14 protein-coding genes and 1 riboswitch are annotated in these 14,809 nt (G+C 54.1%); of the genes, 5 read left to right on the forward strand and 9 right to left on the reverse strand.

Annotated elements, in window-relative coordinates; translation table 11 throughout:
• Positions 1-61 precede the first annotated feature (61 nt).
• Positions 62-862: a bifunctional hydroxymethylpyrimidine kinase/phosphomethylpyrimidine kinase gene (gene thiD / locus SERS4_RS0119010; RefSeq protein WP_017893659.1), complete on the reverse strand. Its 801-nt coding sequence runs from the start codon at positions 860-862 to the stop codon at positions 62-64.
• Complete coding sequence (thiM, locus tag SERS4_RS0119015; protein WP_017893660.1) at positions 859-1,653, reverse strand: hydroxyethylthiazole kinase; 795 nt, start codon at positions 1,651-1,653, stop codon at positions 859-861. Before thiM ends, thiD begins: the two co-directional genes overlap by 4 nt.
• Positions 1,654-1,689: 36 nt before the next feature.
• Positions 1,690-1,781: riboswitch (TPP riboswitch) on the reverse strand.
• 68 nt (positions 1,782-1,849) lie between these two features.
• On the opposite strand from thiM, the gene SERS4_RS0119020 reads away from it, so the two are divergent.
• Complete coding sequence (locus SERS4_RS0119020) at positions 1,850-2,275, forward strand: GNAT family N-acetyltransferase (RefSeq protein ID WP_017893661.1); 426 nt, start codon at positions 1,850-1,852, stop codon at positions 2,273-2,275.
• Positions 2,276-2,316: 41 nt separating this feature from the next.
• Here SERS4_RS0119020 and SERS4_RS0119025 read toward each other — a convergent pair whose 3' ends face one another.
• The 4 genes from SERS4_RS0119025 to SERS4_RS0119040 all read right to left on the reverse strand — a co-directional run bounded on the left by SERS4_RS0119025 (position 2,317) and on the right by SERS4_RS0119040 (position 6,735).
• Positions 2,317-3,582, reverse strand: a complete 1,266-nt coding sequence (locus tag SERS4_RS0119025; RefSeq protein WP_026142488.1) for an MFS transporter — start codon at positions 3,580-3,582, stop codon at positions 2,317-2,319.
• Between the two features lie 107 nt (positions 3,583-3,689).
• Positions 3,690-4,667, reverse strand: coding sequence for a sugar phosphate isomerase/epimerase (locus tag SERS4_RS0119030; RefSeq protein ID WP_017893663.1), 978 nt, complete (start codon positions 4,665-4,667; stop codon positions 3,690-3,692).
• A gap of 9 nt (positions 4,668-4,676) precedes the next feature.
• Entirely contained in the window at positions 4,677-5,384 is a 708-nt protein-coding gene (locus tag SERS4_RS0119035; RefSeq protein ID WP_017893664.1) for a UTRA domain-containing protein, read from the reverse strand.
• Between the two features lie 115 nt (positions 5,385-5,499).
• Positions 5,500-6,735 (reverse strand): MFS transporter, encoded by a 1,236-nt coding sequence (locus SERS4_RS0119040; protein WP_017893665.1) that lies wholly within the window; start codon positions 6,733-6,735, stop codon positions 5,500-5,502.
• 95 nt (positions 6,736-6,830) lie between these two features.
• Between SERS4_RS0119040 and SERS4_RS0119045 the strand changes: the two genes are divergently transcribed.
• Positions 6,831-7,304 (forward strand): helix-turn-helix domain-containing protein, encoded by a 474-nt coding sequence (locus SERS4_RS0119045; RefSeq protein WP_017893666.1) that lies wholly within the window; start codon positions 6,831-6,833, stop codon positions 7,302-7,304.
• On the opposite strand, the gene SERS4_RS0119050 is transcribed toward SERS4_RS0119045, so the two are convergent.
• Positions 7,301-7,609 (reverse strand): YcgJ family protein, encoded by a 309-nt coding sequence (locus tag SERS4_RS0119050; protein ID WP_051071215.1) that lies wholly within the window; start codon positions 7,607-7,609, stop codon positions 7,301-7,303. The two genes, SERS4_RS0119045 and SERS4_RS0119050, sit on opposite strands and share 4 nt — an antisense overlap.
• A 198-nt stretch (positions 7,610-7,807) precedes the next feature.
• Here SERS4_RS0119050 and rluF point away from each other — a divergent pair, with 198 nt between their 5' ends.
• A complete protein-coding gene (rluF, locus tag SERS4_RS0119055) occupies positions 7,808-8,608 on the forward strand; it encodes a 23S rRNA pseudouridine(2604) synthase RluF (RefSeq protein WP_017893668.1) in 801 nt (266 codons plus the stop codon).
• A 22-nt stretch (positions 8,609-8,630) separates the two neighbouring features.
• Here rluF and SERS4_RS0119060 read toward each other — a convergent pair whose 3' ends face one another.
• Both SERS4_RS0119060 and SERS4_RS0119065 read right to left on the reverse strand, forming a co-directional pair.
• The gene (locus tag SERS4_RS0119060; protein ID WP_017893669.1) at positions 8,631-11,666 is read right to left on the reverse strand and encodes an autotransporter domain-containing protein; all 3,036 of its coding nucleotides are present in this window, start codon (positions 11,664-11,666) and stop codon (positions 8,631-8,633) included.
• A 217-nt stretch (positions 11,667-11,883) separates the two neighbouring features.
• A complete protein-coding gene (locus SERS4_RS0119065) occupies positions 11,884-12,198 on the reverse strand; it encodes a hypothetical protein (RefSeq protein ID WP_012146296.1) in 315 nt (104 codons plus the stop codon).
• A gap of 177 nt (positions 12,199-12,375) precedes the next feature.
• On the opposite strand from SERS4_RS0119065, the gene SERS4_RS0119070 reads away from it, so the two are divergent.
• Both SERS4_RS0119070 and SERS4_RS0119075 read left to right on the forward strand, forming a co-directional pair.
• A complete protein-coding gene (locus tag SERS4_RS0119070) occupies positions 12,376-13,005 on the forward strand; it encodes a response regulator transcription factor (RefSeq protein ID WP_017893670.1) in 630 nt (209 codons plus the stop codon).
• Positions 13,005-14,789 (forward strand): hybrid sensor histidine kinase/response regulator, encoded by a 1,785-nt coding sequence (locus SERS4_RS0119075; protein ID WP_017893671.1) that lies wholly within the window; start codon positions 13,005-13,007, stop codon positions 14,787-14,789. The genes SERS4_RS0119070 and SERS4_RS0119075 overlap by 1 nt, the downstream gene beginning before the upstream one ends.
• Positions 14,790-14,809: the final 20 nt, after the last annotated feature.

Below are 14,809 nucleotides of genomic sequence, written 5' to 3' on the forward strand. Positions count from 1 at the left end.
TCGCACCCGGCCAATACCGGGCCTGGATCTAGTCAGACCACAAGGGTAGCAAAAAGTTGGCTCACCACCAGGCGTGAAAATGATGCACCGGCCCGATGCCGTGCCCCACTTCCAGCGTATCGGCCTGCTGCAAGGCTTTTTGCAGATAATCCTTGGCAGCAGCCACCGTACCTGCCCAGTCGTCGTGACGCGGACGCAGGGCGGCCAATGCGGCAGACAGCGTGCAGCCGGTGCCATGCGTATGGCGGGTCGCTACGCGCGGTGCAGTAAAGCGCTGCTCCAGTCCCGCACTGAACAGCCAGTCCGGGCTTTCACTTTCGCTAAGATGGCCACCCTTCATCAATACCGCCTGGCAACCCATCGCCAACAGTGCTCGCCCCTGCTCACGCATCTGGCGTTCATTTTCCGCCGGGGCGCATTCCAGCAGGGCCGCCGCTTCCGGCAGGTTCGGCGTAATGATCGACACCAGCGGCAACAGCTCGCGGCGAATCGATTCCACCGCCTCCGGCGCCAGCAGAGGATCGCCGCTTTTCGCCAGCATCACCGTATCCAGTACCACAAACGACGGCTGATAGTGACGTAAACGTTCCGCGACCGCCTGCACAATATCGGCGTTGGCCAACATGCCAATCTTGGTGCTGTCGATACGCAAATCGCTGAACACGGAATCAAGCTGGGCAGCGACAAAAGCCGGTTCGATGTTATACACCGACTGCACGCCGCGGGTATTTTGCGCCACCAGCGCGGTAATTACCGAGGCACCGTAGGCCCCCAGCGCGGAGAAGGCTTTCAGGTCGGCCTGGATGCCGGCCCCCCCGCTCGGATCGGTACCGGCGATGGTCAACGCGTTAATCCGTTTCATTGCAGATCCTCCGGACGCAGTTGGTACAGAGCGTCGAGGAATGCCGGGGTAAAACTGCCCGGCCCGGCGGCGCGGCGCGTGGCCAACTCACTGCAAAGTGACATCACCCGGCAGGCAGTCGCCACGTTGTCCAGGCGATCGCCCGGCAGGCTGCAGAATGCCGCCACCACGGCCGAAAGTGCGCAACCGGTACCCACCACTCGCGTCATCAGCACGTCGCCCCCGGCAACCGCCCAGTCACGCTGGCCGTCGGTGATGTAATCCACCACGCCGGTCACCGCCACCACGGCCCCACTGCTTCGCGCCAGCTCCCGCGCAGCCGGTAACGCCGCCAGTGAATCGTCAGCGCTGTCGACGCCGCGCCCACTCGCCTGCAGGCCACTCAGCGCCATGATTTCAGAAGCGTTACCGCGGATTGCCGCCGGCTTTTCGCCCAGCAAACGTTGGGCAAAGGCGGTGCGATACGCCAGCCCACCGACGGCGACCGGATCCAGCGTCCAGGGAGTACCTGCCGCATTGGCAGCTTCTATCGCCGCCAGCATGGATTCGGCTCGCGAGGCATTGAGAGTGCCAATATTGACCAGCAAGGCATCCGCCAAACGGCTGAACTGTGCCGCTTCGGTCGGCTCCACTACCATCGCCGGGGAAGCACCGAGCGCCAGCAACACGTTAGCCGTCAGTTCCTGCACCACTTCGTTGGTCAGGCAGTGAATCAATGGGGATTGGCGTTTAAATTGAGTTAAACAGGCCGCGGCGCGGGCGCCGGGGAAAACATCAGGTCGAGCGAGCATATTCCTCCCAACCGGCGTTCAAGAAGGCGGGTACCGGTTGGGGCACCGAGACTTCCCTACGCTGGCATAATCCAGATCAGGTAATACGGGTAAAATCTCAGCCCCTAGAGGCACCCCGAGTCAGACGGCCATTATTGGGGTTGCCGCCGGTGAGGTCAATCGCGCTATAGTGACAAAAAAATAAAAAGGAGCCGCCATGCGAATAAGAAAATACCAAGAGGCCGATCGTCCCTTCCTGCGCACCCTGTATCTGGCATCGCGCAAGGCGGCGTTTCCCTGGCGTGATACCGAAGATTACCGACTGGAGGATTTCGATCGCTCGACGCTGGGTGAGGACATTTGGGTGGCGGAAGAAAACGGCAAGCGGCTGGGGTTCGTCTCGATTTATCGTCAGGATAACTTTATTCACAATCTGTATGTCGACCCTCAGCTACCGCCTCTTGGCGTCGGTAGCGCCCTGCTGCAGGCGGCGGAGCAAACCTTCACTGCCACCGGCTCGCTGAAATGCCTGGTGAAGAATGAGAAGGCGCAGGCCTTTTACCACAAACACGGCTGGCGGACGATCGCTACCGGCAATGACGGCGCGGAAGACTATTACCTGATGCACTCACTGACAAAGTAAAGGGGCGCCGTGCTGTGGCGCCCCCTTTAATAAACACCAGGTCAGACGGCAGAAACCGCCGGGGTCAATTTGCCGCGTGCGCGGATATTTCTAACCAGCAGCCCCGACACGATGATCCCGGCGCAGGCAAACATGCCCATCAGGCCAAAGACAATCTTGTAGCCGGTCAGCCCTGGGAAGGCATCGAGAATGTGGCCGTACAGGCTGAAGCAAAACATCGCCGGGGCATAGCCGATAAAACTACCCAACGCCATCGCCGCACCGGTATGTTCCTCATCAATCCCCGCCTCACCGATCGGGGCGAAGAACACCGCGCGTTGGGTAAAGACCACCGCCCCAAATCCCAGCGTACAGGCCATGCCCAAATACACCGGCATTTGCTCATGTGGCAACAGGATCAATAATGCCAGCGCAATGGCGCTGATAATAAAGGTGTAGAATAAATACTTGCTGGGGGACTTTAATACTTTATCCGCGATCAAACCGCCAATCGGCCCACCGACCATTTTCAGGCAATACTGATTAATAATCCCATAGGCACCCACCAGCGCAATCGGCAATGCATAGACATGGCTCAGGAAAGGAATAAAGAACGTCAGCCCGCAATAGACGGCATATACACAGAAGACGCTGAAGGCAATCAGCCAAACCGTTTTATTTTTTAATACGCTGCTCATGCCCGGTTTTTTATCGGCTGGCGCTTCGCTCTTAGAGGTTGTTTTTTCCTCCGGGCTTTCCTTCATCACCAACAGAATAATAATCCCGACGATAATGGCGATCGCTGAATAAAACAGTATCCCAACCTTGAAGCCAAGGTAGCCGCTGCCAAAAGCGGTAAACAACGCCAGTGCGGAAAACGCCACCACGGTATCCACCACGCCACGACCGGTTTCGAAAAAGCCGAACAGCCGCCCCTGTTGAGTGCTGTCCCCCAGCATACTCACCGATTTGAGCAGCACCGGCCAGTTCAGCATGTCACAGGTGACCCCAAACAACGCCCAGACAAACAGAATACCCCAGTAGCCCGGCATGCTGGATAGATAAATACCAAGCAAGCCGGTGGCGATCAGTGAAAACGACATGGTAAAGCGGCGCGGCAGGCGATCAGAGAAATAAATCGACAAGAAGAAGCCAATGGTGGTCACAATCGAGTTGACCGACATGGCGTTACCAATTTCCCCGTTACTCAGGTGAAAGTATTCTTGCATCGGCACATAAAACGCATCCTTAAGGGAGGGTAATTTATATATTGTCCCGCCACATAAGACCAACAAGCTAAATAGTGCCCATCTTTTTTTAGTCAGCATAATCCCCTCACAGCCATTAGATAATAAGCGGTGTTGTTACCTCAGTGACAGGACGAATGTTTCTCCACATCATTGAGAATGTGTTATTTATAAATTTATTTATTATATTATGCCGGGGTTAGCAGCTCCCGGGCTTGCTTTATCAAACTGTCAGTAATGGTGCGAACATGGTGAATTTGATTTAATGCATCCTGAACCTCTTTTTTAAGCCGTTCCTCCAGCCCTTGTTCCGGTAACGCGGTTTCACTCATCTCCCGCCATGGAATATGTGGGTTATCGCCCTCTCCGTTAAAACGAAATGGCGGCGCGTAATAATCCACTTCTTCCTCCAACCCATAAGCGGTAACCTGCGGCCGCTCTTCGCCCAGGCAAATTAGCCCCAGCAACAATTCCCGGAAGGGTAAATCCCCCTGCCCGGAAATACAGGCCCGGTGCCCCATTCCCTGATCTTCACGCACGATCAGTGCGTCCTTGATATGTACCTGGGTGATATCTTCAGCCATTACCGCCAATGCCGTCAGCGGCTCTTCATTGGCGTTGATCATGTTGGCGAAATCAAATAACAGGGAAAGCTGCGGGAAATCTGCCGCCCGAACCAGGCTAACCAGTTCATGACTTTTAAGATCCTCGTGCTGCTCCAAAGTAAAGCTCAGACCGCTGTGCTGATAACGCTGCTTGATGTACTGAATATCTTCGGCAATGCGCGCCAACACTTGCTGCAATGCCCCCTGATAGCGCGGATAGAAGCGCACCGAACTGGCACCGGATTTAAGGGCAATGTTCACCGCCTGATCGATGGTCTGCGAGTCGGAAGCGCTGGTTTCGATATGGATATCCAACCCATAGCGCTGTGCCTGCTCACCAAAGTTGCGAAGGCGGGCATCATCGGCGTGGCAAAGCGCCTGACTTTCCCCATCCAATACATGCACTTTCACGCCGCGCAGTTGCTGCTGATGAGCAATGGTCAGCAGATCCTCAGGCAGGATTTTCTCCATGCGCATATTGAGATGAAAGGCGTAGGCATGCAGATAAAGTGGCAAATTCTGCGCCCGCAGAAGAACTTTCTCCGCCGTTAAACGATCCATGGTGTTCACCTATAAGTTAATGAAAAAATCCACCGACTCGAAGCGCCAGTATTCGATATCCACCTGCACGATACGGCGCTGGGCATCGGCACGATGCTTCTCTACCAGAATCGACGGCGTGCTGGCGTTGCCGCCCATCACCTTGCAGGCATCACCGGACAATCGGGTCGGCTTAAAAGCCAAATGATGGGTGCGAGTCGCGGTTCCGTAGGCGTTTTCCCATACATCGGCAAACGAGTTCTCACCCAGGCGTTCGATGAAGTCGGGTGCCACCCGCGGACTGATAAAGGTTTCGTGATAAAACACGATGTGATTATCCAGCGCTCCCCAGCCACAGATTTTGTAGATCTCCGCCCCTTCACTAAGCTGCAGTAAATCGCAAATGGCCGCCGGTGCCGTCAAAACCCGCTCCTTGGTCATATAGCCCCAGGAAGGAGAACGGCCCTGCTCAATGGCCGCCTGTTTGAAGCTGGTAGACGAATTGGGGTTGTAGTTAAAGCGTGGCAATGCTGCAAACCAACCCCGACGATCCTTACGGAATATCCTCGACTCACTTTCCAGGAACAGCAGCGCCTGACGCAGCGTCATGCGTTTAATGTTCAGCAATTCCCCCAGCTCTCGCTCCGAAGGAAGCTTGTCGCCGGGGGCTATTGCGCCCTGACTCAGCCAGTCATTAAGCCTTTGCTTGGCCAGTTCAACGGTAGAGTTGTTTTCCATAGCTCACTTTATTGGTTTAAACCAGATTACATAACAGTATCGCGGTGAATTATGACAAACAATGGGGGTACTGAATTTTATATGTGACTCCTGTCCCAGAACCGAAAGGATGCCGCTAATGCGCCGCATCTGAGGCCGGCATGGCACGCAGCGTCAGCCCCCAGAACAACAAGGCCGCCAGGCTGACGCTCGCCCCCAGCCAACACACGCCGTACCAGCCCGCCACTGCGAATACGTGGGTACTGGCAAAGGCACCCAGCCCGCTACCCACCGCGTAGAACAGCATGTAGCAGCCGACTAACCGACTGTGAGCCTGCGGATGTGCGCTGAAAATCAGGCTCTGATTCAACACGTGAATGGCCTGTCCGGCCAGATCGAGCAGCACAATGCCTATAACCAGCCATCCCAGCCCGTAACTCAGCAGGCCGAGCGGCACCCAGGCCAGCACCAACAGCAACAGACAGATACCGGTTGCCAACTGCCCCAGACCGCGATCGGCCAAATGTCCGGCACGAACCGCCGCCAGCGCACCCACCGCCCCCACCAGACCAAAGGCACCAATCAGCGAATGTGAAAAATTAAACGGCGCCTGACTGAGTGGCAGAACCAGAGCACTCCAGAAAATGCTGAATGCCGCAAACATCAGCAGCGCCAGCATGCCGCGGATCTGCAGCGTGCGATCGCGCCACAGCAACGTCAGCATTGATCGCAACAGCGCCGGATAACTGAGTGTTGAAGGCGCTGTGTGCGGGACGGGCAACAGACGCGCAAGCACCGGCAACAGGAGCAGGGTTACCGCCGCCGAGAAAAAGTAAACCGCGCGCCAGCCGCCGATATCCGCCATTGCGCCGGAAAGCGTGCGCGCCAATAACAACCCAAGAACCACACCGCCTTGCGCGGCACCCACTACCCGTCCCCGCTCATGCGGCGCTGCCAAGGTGGCGGCGAAGGCGACCAATCCCTGGGTCATGGCGGTACCCAGTAACCCCACCAGCAGCATGCCGACCAGTAATAACAGGCTGCTGTTCGCCCAACCGACCACACAAAGTGCGGTAATCAGCAGCAGTTGCTGAACCGCCAGCAGCCGGTGACGATTAACCCGATCGCCCAACGGCACCACCAGCAACAATGCCAATGCGCAGCCTAACTGAGTGACGGTGATCACCATGCCCACCGACGCCAGGCTGATATGAAAATCCTGAGCAATGGCGTCCAGTAAAGGTTGTGCGTAATACACATTCGCCACGCTAAAGGCACTGGCCCCCGCCAGCAATAACACCAGCGATGCTGGCAGGCGACTCAGCGCTCTGCTCTGCGCGGCACAAATCGGATCCAGCGTTTTATCACTCATCGTTCGCTCCAAAGTGGTTTCATTATTAAACCCAATGAACTTTACGCACAGAGGTTTTATAATGCAACCAGTTGTCGCTACAGGAATGGAAAGCCATGAAACGTAAAAGTCTGGAAGATGCGCAGTGCCCGGTGGCACGTACGCTGGATGTGATTGGTGACTGGTGGTCGCTGCTGATTGTGCGCGATGCCTTCGACGGCGTGCGCCGCTTCAGTGAGTTTCAAAAGGGACTGGGGATGGCGAAGAATATCCTCTCCACCCGGCTACGTACCCTGGTGGCGCACGGCATTTTGGAGATTGCCCCTGCCTCGGACGGCAGCGCCTATCAGGAATATATTCTCACCGACAAGGGGCGCGCCCTGTTCCCGGTTATCGTCGGCCTGCGCCAGTGGGGGGAGGATTATCTGTTTGACGCACAAGAGGCAAGATCAACGTTGGTAGAAAGCGATAGCGGCCAGCCGATCCCGCGCATGACGCCGACCGGCAGCACCGGGCAGGTTCTTACGCCACTGAATACTCGGGTGGTGAAGGTCGACGGAGCCTTAGCCAGGCACATGCTGGGTCATTAATGACCGAAAAGCAGCTCGGTGTATTTCCTGGAAACGGCTCCGGTGCGTTTACCGCCTTCGCCGTAGTAGCGATCCTCGCGGCACAGTCGCTCTTTGACATCGCAGAAAATGCCATTGGCAAAGGTGAATTCGGTCGGGTCGAAGTCACCTTGCGAATACAGTTTGCTGGCGACTTTCTTGCCGAGATACTTTTCGGTCAATGGGCGGGAAATGCCATCGGTGCCATTCGCACAGGCATAACGGTCGCACAACACGCCTGGTGCTGGCGACTTGAGGGATGAGTTTTGCTTCGCTTGCGCAGGCATCACGGATGCGGCAAGCAGTAGAGTCAGTGAGAACGAAAGTGCTATTTTATTCAATGAGTCAGCCTCGTTTAATGGCAGAGCGCCCGTTATTGGGAGCACTATACTGCCATGAAAAACAGGCCTTTGACGATGTGCAATTTTAAGCAATCTTCGCAATGCCCCTCGGGTGATGTATAGTCCGCGTTTTACGGGGACACCATGCCAACTCAATCATCCATTCGCCTGAATAAATACATTAGCGACAGCGGTATCTGTTCCCGCCGTCAGGCCGATCGCTATATCAAACTGGGTAAGGTTTTTATCAACGATAACCTGGCCGAGGTGGGTGCGCCGGTATTTATTGGGGATGTTGTGAGTGTTAACGGGCAACGGATAGAGCCGCGTAATGATGCAGATTTGGTGCTGATCGCGCTGAATAAACCCGTGGGCATCATCACCAGCATGGGTAAACACGTGCCGAACAACATCGGTGATTTCGTTAACCACAGCCAGCGCACCTTCCCCGTCGGCCGCCTGGATAAAGACTCTCAGGGGCTGATTTTTCTGACCAACCGCGGTGAACTGGTCAATAAGATCCTGCGCGCCGGCAACAATCACCAAAAAGAGTACCTGGTCACCGTCGACAAACCGCTGACCGATGAGTTTATTCAGGGCATAGGCGCGGGCGTGCCGATATTGGGCAAGGTGACCCATAAATGCCAGGTGGAGCAAGAAGCTCCGCAGGTGTTACGCATTACGCTGGTGCAGGGGCTTAACCGCCAAATCCGCCGTATGTGTAAATACTTTGGCTATCAAGTCACCAAACTTGAGCGCGTGCGCATTATGAACATCAGTCTGGAAGGGTTAGCGCTGGGCGAATGGCGGGACTTGAGCGAGGATGAACGAACCGAATTATTTAAGCTGCTTGAGCACTCTTCGTCCGAGGACCCAGACCTGCCACAGAGAGACGAGATACCGCCAGGCAACGATAATCTGTTACCCAACGATACCCCGTTATAACAAAACCGAATTTATCAAGAAATCAGAATGACCATCGGATGTTGGCATTAACGGCATTAACCTGGGTATCGGAACCGTATTGCCCCTGATAGCCGAGATCCAGGCTAGTGGAGCGCGACAGCTTCACGCTCACCCCGACGTCCGCCACCATCAGGTTGTCATCAACTGCGGTGCCCTGCGTGGTAAACGCATCGCTGCCGGCAAAGGCCATACGCGAAGAGGTGGTTTTATCGCCGTAGGCATGCTGCCAACCCAGTGAGCCGTAAAGACTGACGTTCTGCGGCAGTTCAACCGTACCGCGCACGCCTAACGTGGAATAGAAGGTATTCATCGTTTCATTACGCACGCTAAGCGCTGCGGCACCGCCACTTTCCTTGAAGTTATCCGTATGCAGACGGATGTAGCTCAGATTGACGAATGGCTCAAGGTTCGCGTCCGACTGCCCAAAACGGTAGCCCGCTTCGGTGAACGCCAGCAGCGAGTCGGCATCATAGTCTGCCTTAAGCCGATCCGAGTAATTACCGAAATTAACGTTGCGCTCATTTTCCAGCCGGTGCCAGGTGTAACCCAACGCGCCACGTAACGAGAAGGCGCCTTGCTGCCCTGCGGCATACAGACCGAGGTGATAATTATCGCTGTCGGACTTGGAGCTGCGGCTATCGATATCATAATCACCGCGGCTATAACCAAAATATCCACCAACGCGAACACTACTATCGGCTAATTTATGGTCTGCCCCCAGCAGGAAGCCGCTGGTGTTGCCATCGAGTTTTCCAACGTTGTCGTTACCGCTGTTTCTTGCCCATGAGCCAAACGTCTGCCCCCACACGCCACTGTTTTCGGCCTGCGCCGGTTGAACCAGCGTCATCGCCAATGGCGGAACGGGCAACGTATCGTTATCAAAAGCGCGCAACATGCGCTGATTGAGCACATTGAACAGCATGGTGCTACCGGCAATCAGATTAGATTGCATGGAGGGATAGACCTCACCAGAAAGTTGATTGAATGCCTCACGAGCTTCGGGCGCACTCAATAACAACAGTGAGTTGTACAGGGCCAATGAAGGGCCACCTTGCGCCAGAGTCGAGAGCGCACCCGCGGTATTCCATTGGTTGTCGGTTTGTGCCACCGTCTGGAAAATACCTGGCTTGCCGCTGCCTTCTCCCGGCCCCTCACCGCCTGGGTTTTCACCCCCCGGATTCTCGCCGCCAGGGTTTTCGCCTCCCGGATTTTCACCGCCTGGGTTCTCGCCGCCTGGGTTCTCACCACCCGGATTTTCACCGCCGGGGTTCTCACCGCCGCCTTTCTGCGCAATCGTCAAATCCACGGCGTTAGCCTCGTGTTTGAGCGCAACGTCCAGGAACGCAGATTTTGAGACCGCTTCGGCGAACTGCCCGTCAATTCCCCCTTCCGAGGTTAAAATACGATAGCTTTGGCCGGTCTGATAGCTGGTTTGCGAGTCCAGCGCAGTCACCAGCACCTTCGCTTGATCGCTGATAGTGGTTTTACCCGTAACCAGCAGTTTGTCACTACTGCCATCACCGGCGATATCAACGTCGTAGAAAGATTCACCAATGAAGTTCAGATAGCGTTTCAGCGTCAGAGTGCCAATATTCCCGTCGCCAGGGGAAATGTGACCACCGGACTGAATTTCTGTCTGACCTAAAGTGCCATTGCCGCCCAGCGTGCCGCCGGATTTGATTGACGCAGCACTGCTGTAACCCAGACCATTGCTGACGTCGGAGCCGGCTGTCGCATTAAGAATCAACGTACCGCCATTCTCGGCATTCAGGGTCTGCACGTCGAAAGGACTGTCTTCTGGCTGCGTATTGATATCGCTGTTAATGATGATTTTACCGCCACGGGCGGTTACGTTCGCCTTAAGCTGGGTAAGATCCCCGCTCAGCGTCGTCTGCCCGGCGGTGTTGATCACCTCACCTTCGCCAACCATCTTATTGCGGAAATCATAGTTGTCGGAGGTATGGTTAAAGTACACATAGCTACCGAATAACCCACCGCGCAGATTGACCACCGTTTGGGCATCAAGGGTACCCGCGCCGCCCGCCGCACCGAGCGTGGGTTCGGTCAGGCCGGTGCCGGTATCCATATTGCCGCGGCTGCCGATGATTAGCGCGCCCCTGTTCGAACCGGAGCCGGTATCGCCCAACCGCAGCTCGTTAGCCCCGGCGGAGAATGTTCCGCCGTCCACCACCGACAGCACGCCGTTGCCATAATCTCCCACGTTGACGCTGCCGGCACTGGTAAAGCGCGAGCCTTCACCAGCAATATAAAGCTCGGCAGTTTTGCGCGAGCCGGAAACGCCGGCAATTTCCGCGCTGCCGACGTTAACCACGCCGCCATTGAGCACGTCCACATCGCCGTTGGCCGTGAGCGTTTGGCTGATGTTCCACTGCGAGTTTTTACCCGTCACCGTGGCTTTGGGGTTCAGCTTGTCGGCCTCATCAGGCTTGAATCCGCTGTCTATTCTGGCGGCAGCCGTAGTTGTCACCACCCCGCCATCTTCAATCAGCAGGGTGGAGCGCGCGCCCTGCCCAAAACCGATGCCAAGCCTGTCGCTGGTAACCCTGGAACCGGCACCTTTAACATTCAAATGGCTGTCGTAACCTCCGGTGGTACCGACGATAATTTCTTTCGCACTGGCCAGCCCGCCATCTTCAACCCGCAATGTCCCCTGGCCGAGGTTTAAACTGCCACGCAGAACATTTTGATCGTTTACGGCACTCAATATCGCATTAGGTCCTCTGACCGTGACCAGGCTTTCATAAATTTTGCCGTCTGAGCGGGTGCCGATATTGATGTTATAGCCGCCGACCTGGCCATTATCTATCAACAGGTTTCCACTTTGATTGCGACCGACGTAAACATTCCCGCTGTAGGCTAAGGGTTCTGTCACTTTGGATTCACCATCGAATATGACATCGTCGGCCCGAGCCATATCGGCAGACCCCATCAATAGCAATGGCGCGGAAAAAAGTGCGAGGTAAATTTTGGAAAGCGGTTTTCTTACCGCTAAATGATGCGATATTTTATCTTTCATGTTTTCTCTCCGGCCTAATTAACTTAGAGCCATCAAAATTATTATTTATATGAAAAATTCAATGTATTAGAGGGTGTAGAGTGCGTAATGCCGCAAACACAAACTGATTGCCATCGAGACGCAAGCTTATTGCCCCCCAGCGCTAACGCCTCGATGCCAAACTTATTGGGCTTGCGGATCAATACTGATTTTCCCCTCGGCTCACGCCCACAGGAGATTATTTATGCGTGACAACCGGGGTGCAGCTCGGGGCGGTCAGCGATGGCGCAGATCCTAAAAACCCTGGCATCATCATCGAAGAGCAGTCGAAAATTCGCCCTTTTTCAGTGGTGGCGCGGTAAGTGAGTTTTTGTCCACCGAGTGCGTCGGGCTGGGCGCCGTTAACATTGGTCACGGTAATTTCGTCTGATGAGCCCAGACCCAGCATTTTAGCCGTTTCCGCCTGCAGCAAAGGTATTGCCTGATCGGTTTTCAACGTTGAACAACCGGCGACCAGTAAAGTAACGGCCAGAGCGATAAATGGTTTCTTCATAAATTATCCTTTTCAACCAAACAGATCCAAACGCTGAATGGCTCTATGTTTTATCTTATCCAAATCCCCGCATAATATATTTCTCTTTCCTAAACGAAAAAACCCTCCTAAAGTAGGGAGGGTGGATAATAAAAGATTACCGGAACCATCCGATACGTTTATACGAAGGAGCTAGCTTTGGGACAGGAGTATGCACTGGTCGTTGATGACCATCCTTTGGTGGCAAGTGGCATCGCCAATTTTCTTAATACGCATTGTCGATTTAAACATGTCCACATGGCGACCAACGAAGATCATTGCTATCGCCACATTATGCTAAATGGCCCTCCTCGTTTAATGGTTATAGATTTTTGGCTATCCAATGGCACGGCGCTTAAATTCCTCAAAGAGATGAATGAACGTTATTCACAAATTCGCTTATTGGTGGTCAGTGGCGACGACAACAATGAAATATGGCAAAAGGTTCGAGCAGCCGGTGGTCACGGTTTCGTGCTTAAAAATGAATCTCCTGAATTATTCGCCAAAGCCGTAGCCACACTCACAGACAATCGACTATGGTTTCCTCAGGATAATGCGACGGGTGTAACGCCCGTCCAAAACCATTTGCAACATTTAAATCTAACGCCGCGACAGGTTGAAGTGCTTGCCATGATGTTGCGTGGTTTTCCTAATAAAAGAATAGCCTCGCAACTTTCAATTTCAGAGCCCACAGTTAAAGAGCACATCAGTAATATTCTGAAAAAAATAGGGGTGAATAGTCGGGTAGAGGCGATCACCCTGCTCCACGGCAGATCGGGGCCATTATAATGAGGTTACTTCAATCTTTACAAGATGATGGTATTTCTCCCCGTGCGCAAATCCGTCTGCTGGACAATACATTTATACGCCTGGTATTTAGCTTCAGCGCAGTGCCCTTTGTTGGTATTCCTTTCGCTATTTGGATTTATTTACTGGGTGAAAACCTATGGCCGATTAGCCTTTGGATAGTCTTATATTTGTTCTGCGCCGTCGCCATCAGGTTATGGCATCGCAGCTATAAGAAAGAAACACTAAAAAAAGATGCAGACGTTATTCTTCGCCGCTGGCTACCCCATATCAATAAAGTTGCCTTCGTTCATGGCCTGGGTATTTCTTCGTTATATATAATCACGCCACAGATAAACAATTTTGACTTTTTCTTATTATTGAACATCAGTATCGCGGCTATCGTTGCGGCCAACGCAACACATTTAACGCCAGTCATTAGCACCTTTACCCTGTTTTTCTTTTCCTGCTGGAGCGTACTGAATATTGGCATCATCTGGCGATTAAACGATGTCATGCTTATTGTGCTGATGCTTAACCTGCTTTATGGGTTCGCCATCTACCGCCACGCATTGAGTTCCCATAAATTCTTTATCCAGCAAGCCCGCCTCGAAGAGGAAAGCTCCCGTCTTGCGGAACAATTCAGGCAGGCCAAAGAGGAAGCAGAGCAGGCCTTATTGGATAAAAACCAATTTCTTACTACCGCCAGTCATGATTTGCGTCAACCAGTGCACGCCATGGGTTTTTTGATCGAAGCCATTATCCATAAAAACCGCGATGTCACGCTCATCCCCCAGCTATTGGATCTGCAGCAAAGCGTAAGATCCGTGCATCTTATGTTTAATTCCCTACTCGATCTCAGCAAGATTGAATCCGGCAACGTCAGCACGGCAACGACCCATGTGGACATTGGAATGCTGCTCGACTCGGTGATGACCCTGTTTCGCGAAGAGGCGAACAGCCGGGCATTATCATTACGGGCATGGCGGCCCAAGCGCCGAATTTATGTGATGGGCGATCAGCTACTCATCAGGCAATCACTGATTAACCTGATACAAAATGCACTGCGTTATACGCAAAAAGGAGGCGTGCTGATAGCCATTCGCCCTCAGGGAGCGGAATGCTTAATTGAAGTTTGGGACACCGGCGTTGGCATCGCCGACGAAGAGAAAGGCAAAGTTTTTTCCCCCTATTATCGCCCTGAGCTGGCGTGGAAAATCGATAGTGCCGGCCACGGATTAGGGCTGGCGGTAGTGGCACGCTGCGCCAAACTGATGAAGGTGAAATACGGCATGCAATCCGTTGAAGGCAAGGGTTCCCGTTTCTGGATGCGCTTTGCCCTTTACAACGGCGAATGCGAGCTACCAGAAAGCGCAAACAGTTACTCAAATAGCCTCACTCCCATCCGCTATGCGCCGCTGTACGGTTCCTGTCTGGTGGTGGACGATGACCCACTGGTGACTTCCGCCTGGTCGAGTTTGATGAGCACCTGGGGCCTCACCGTACGCTGTGCGGCCTGTGCAGAGGAGGCATTTGCGATTATCGATGAAGGCTTCAGCCCTTTTGCCGTGCTGTGCGATCAACGGCTCCGCTCTGGCGAGAGCGGGTTCGATATATTGAAAGCGCTGTTTGAACGCCTGCCGAATACCAGCGGTGCCATGGTCAGCGGGGAATTTAACTCACCCACTTTGCAAGAGGCCGAACAGGAAGGTTATCTGGTACTGCGAAAACCGCTGGAACCCGCGAAACTCTATGCATTGCTGTCGCAATGGGCAGCCTCCAGTTAGCCGGGAGGCTTTATACCGGT

Origin of the sequence: Serratia sp. S4 (assembly GCF_000347995.1) — a bacterium.
GTDB lineage: Bacteria > Pseudomonadota > Gammaproteobacteria > Enterobacterales > Enterobacteriaceae > Serratia > Serratia quinivorans.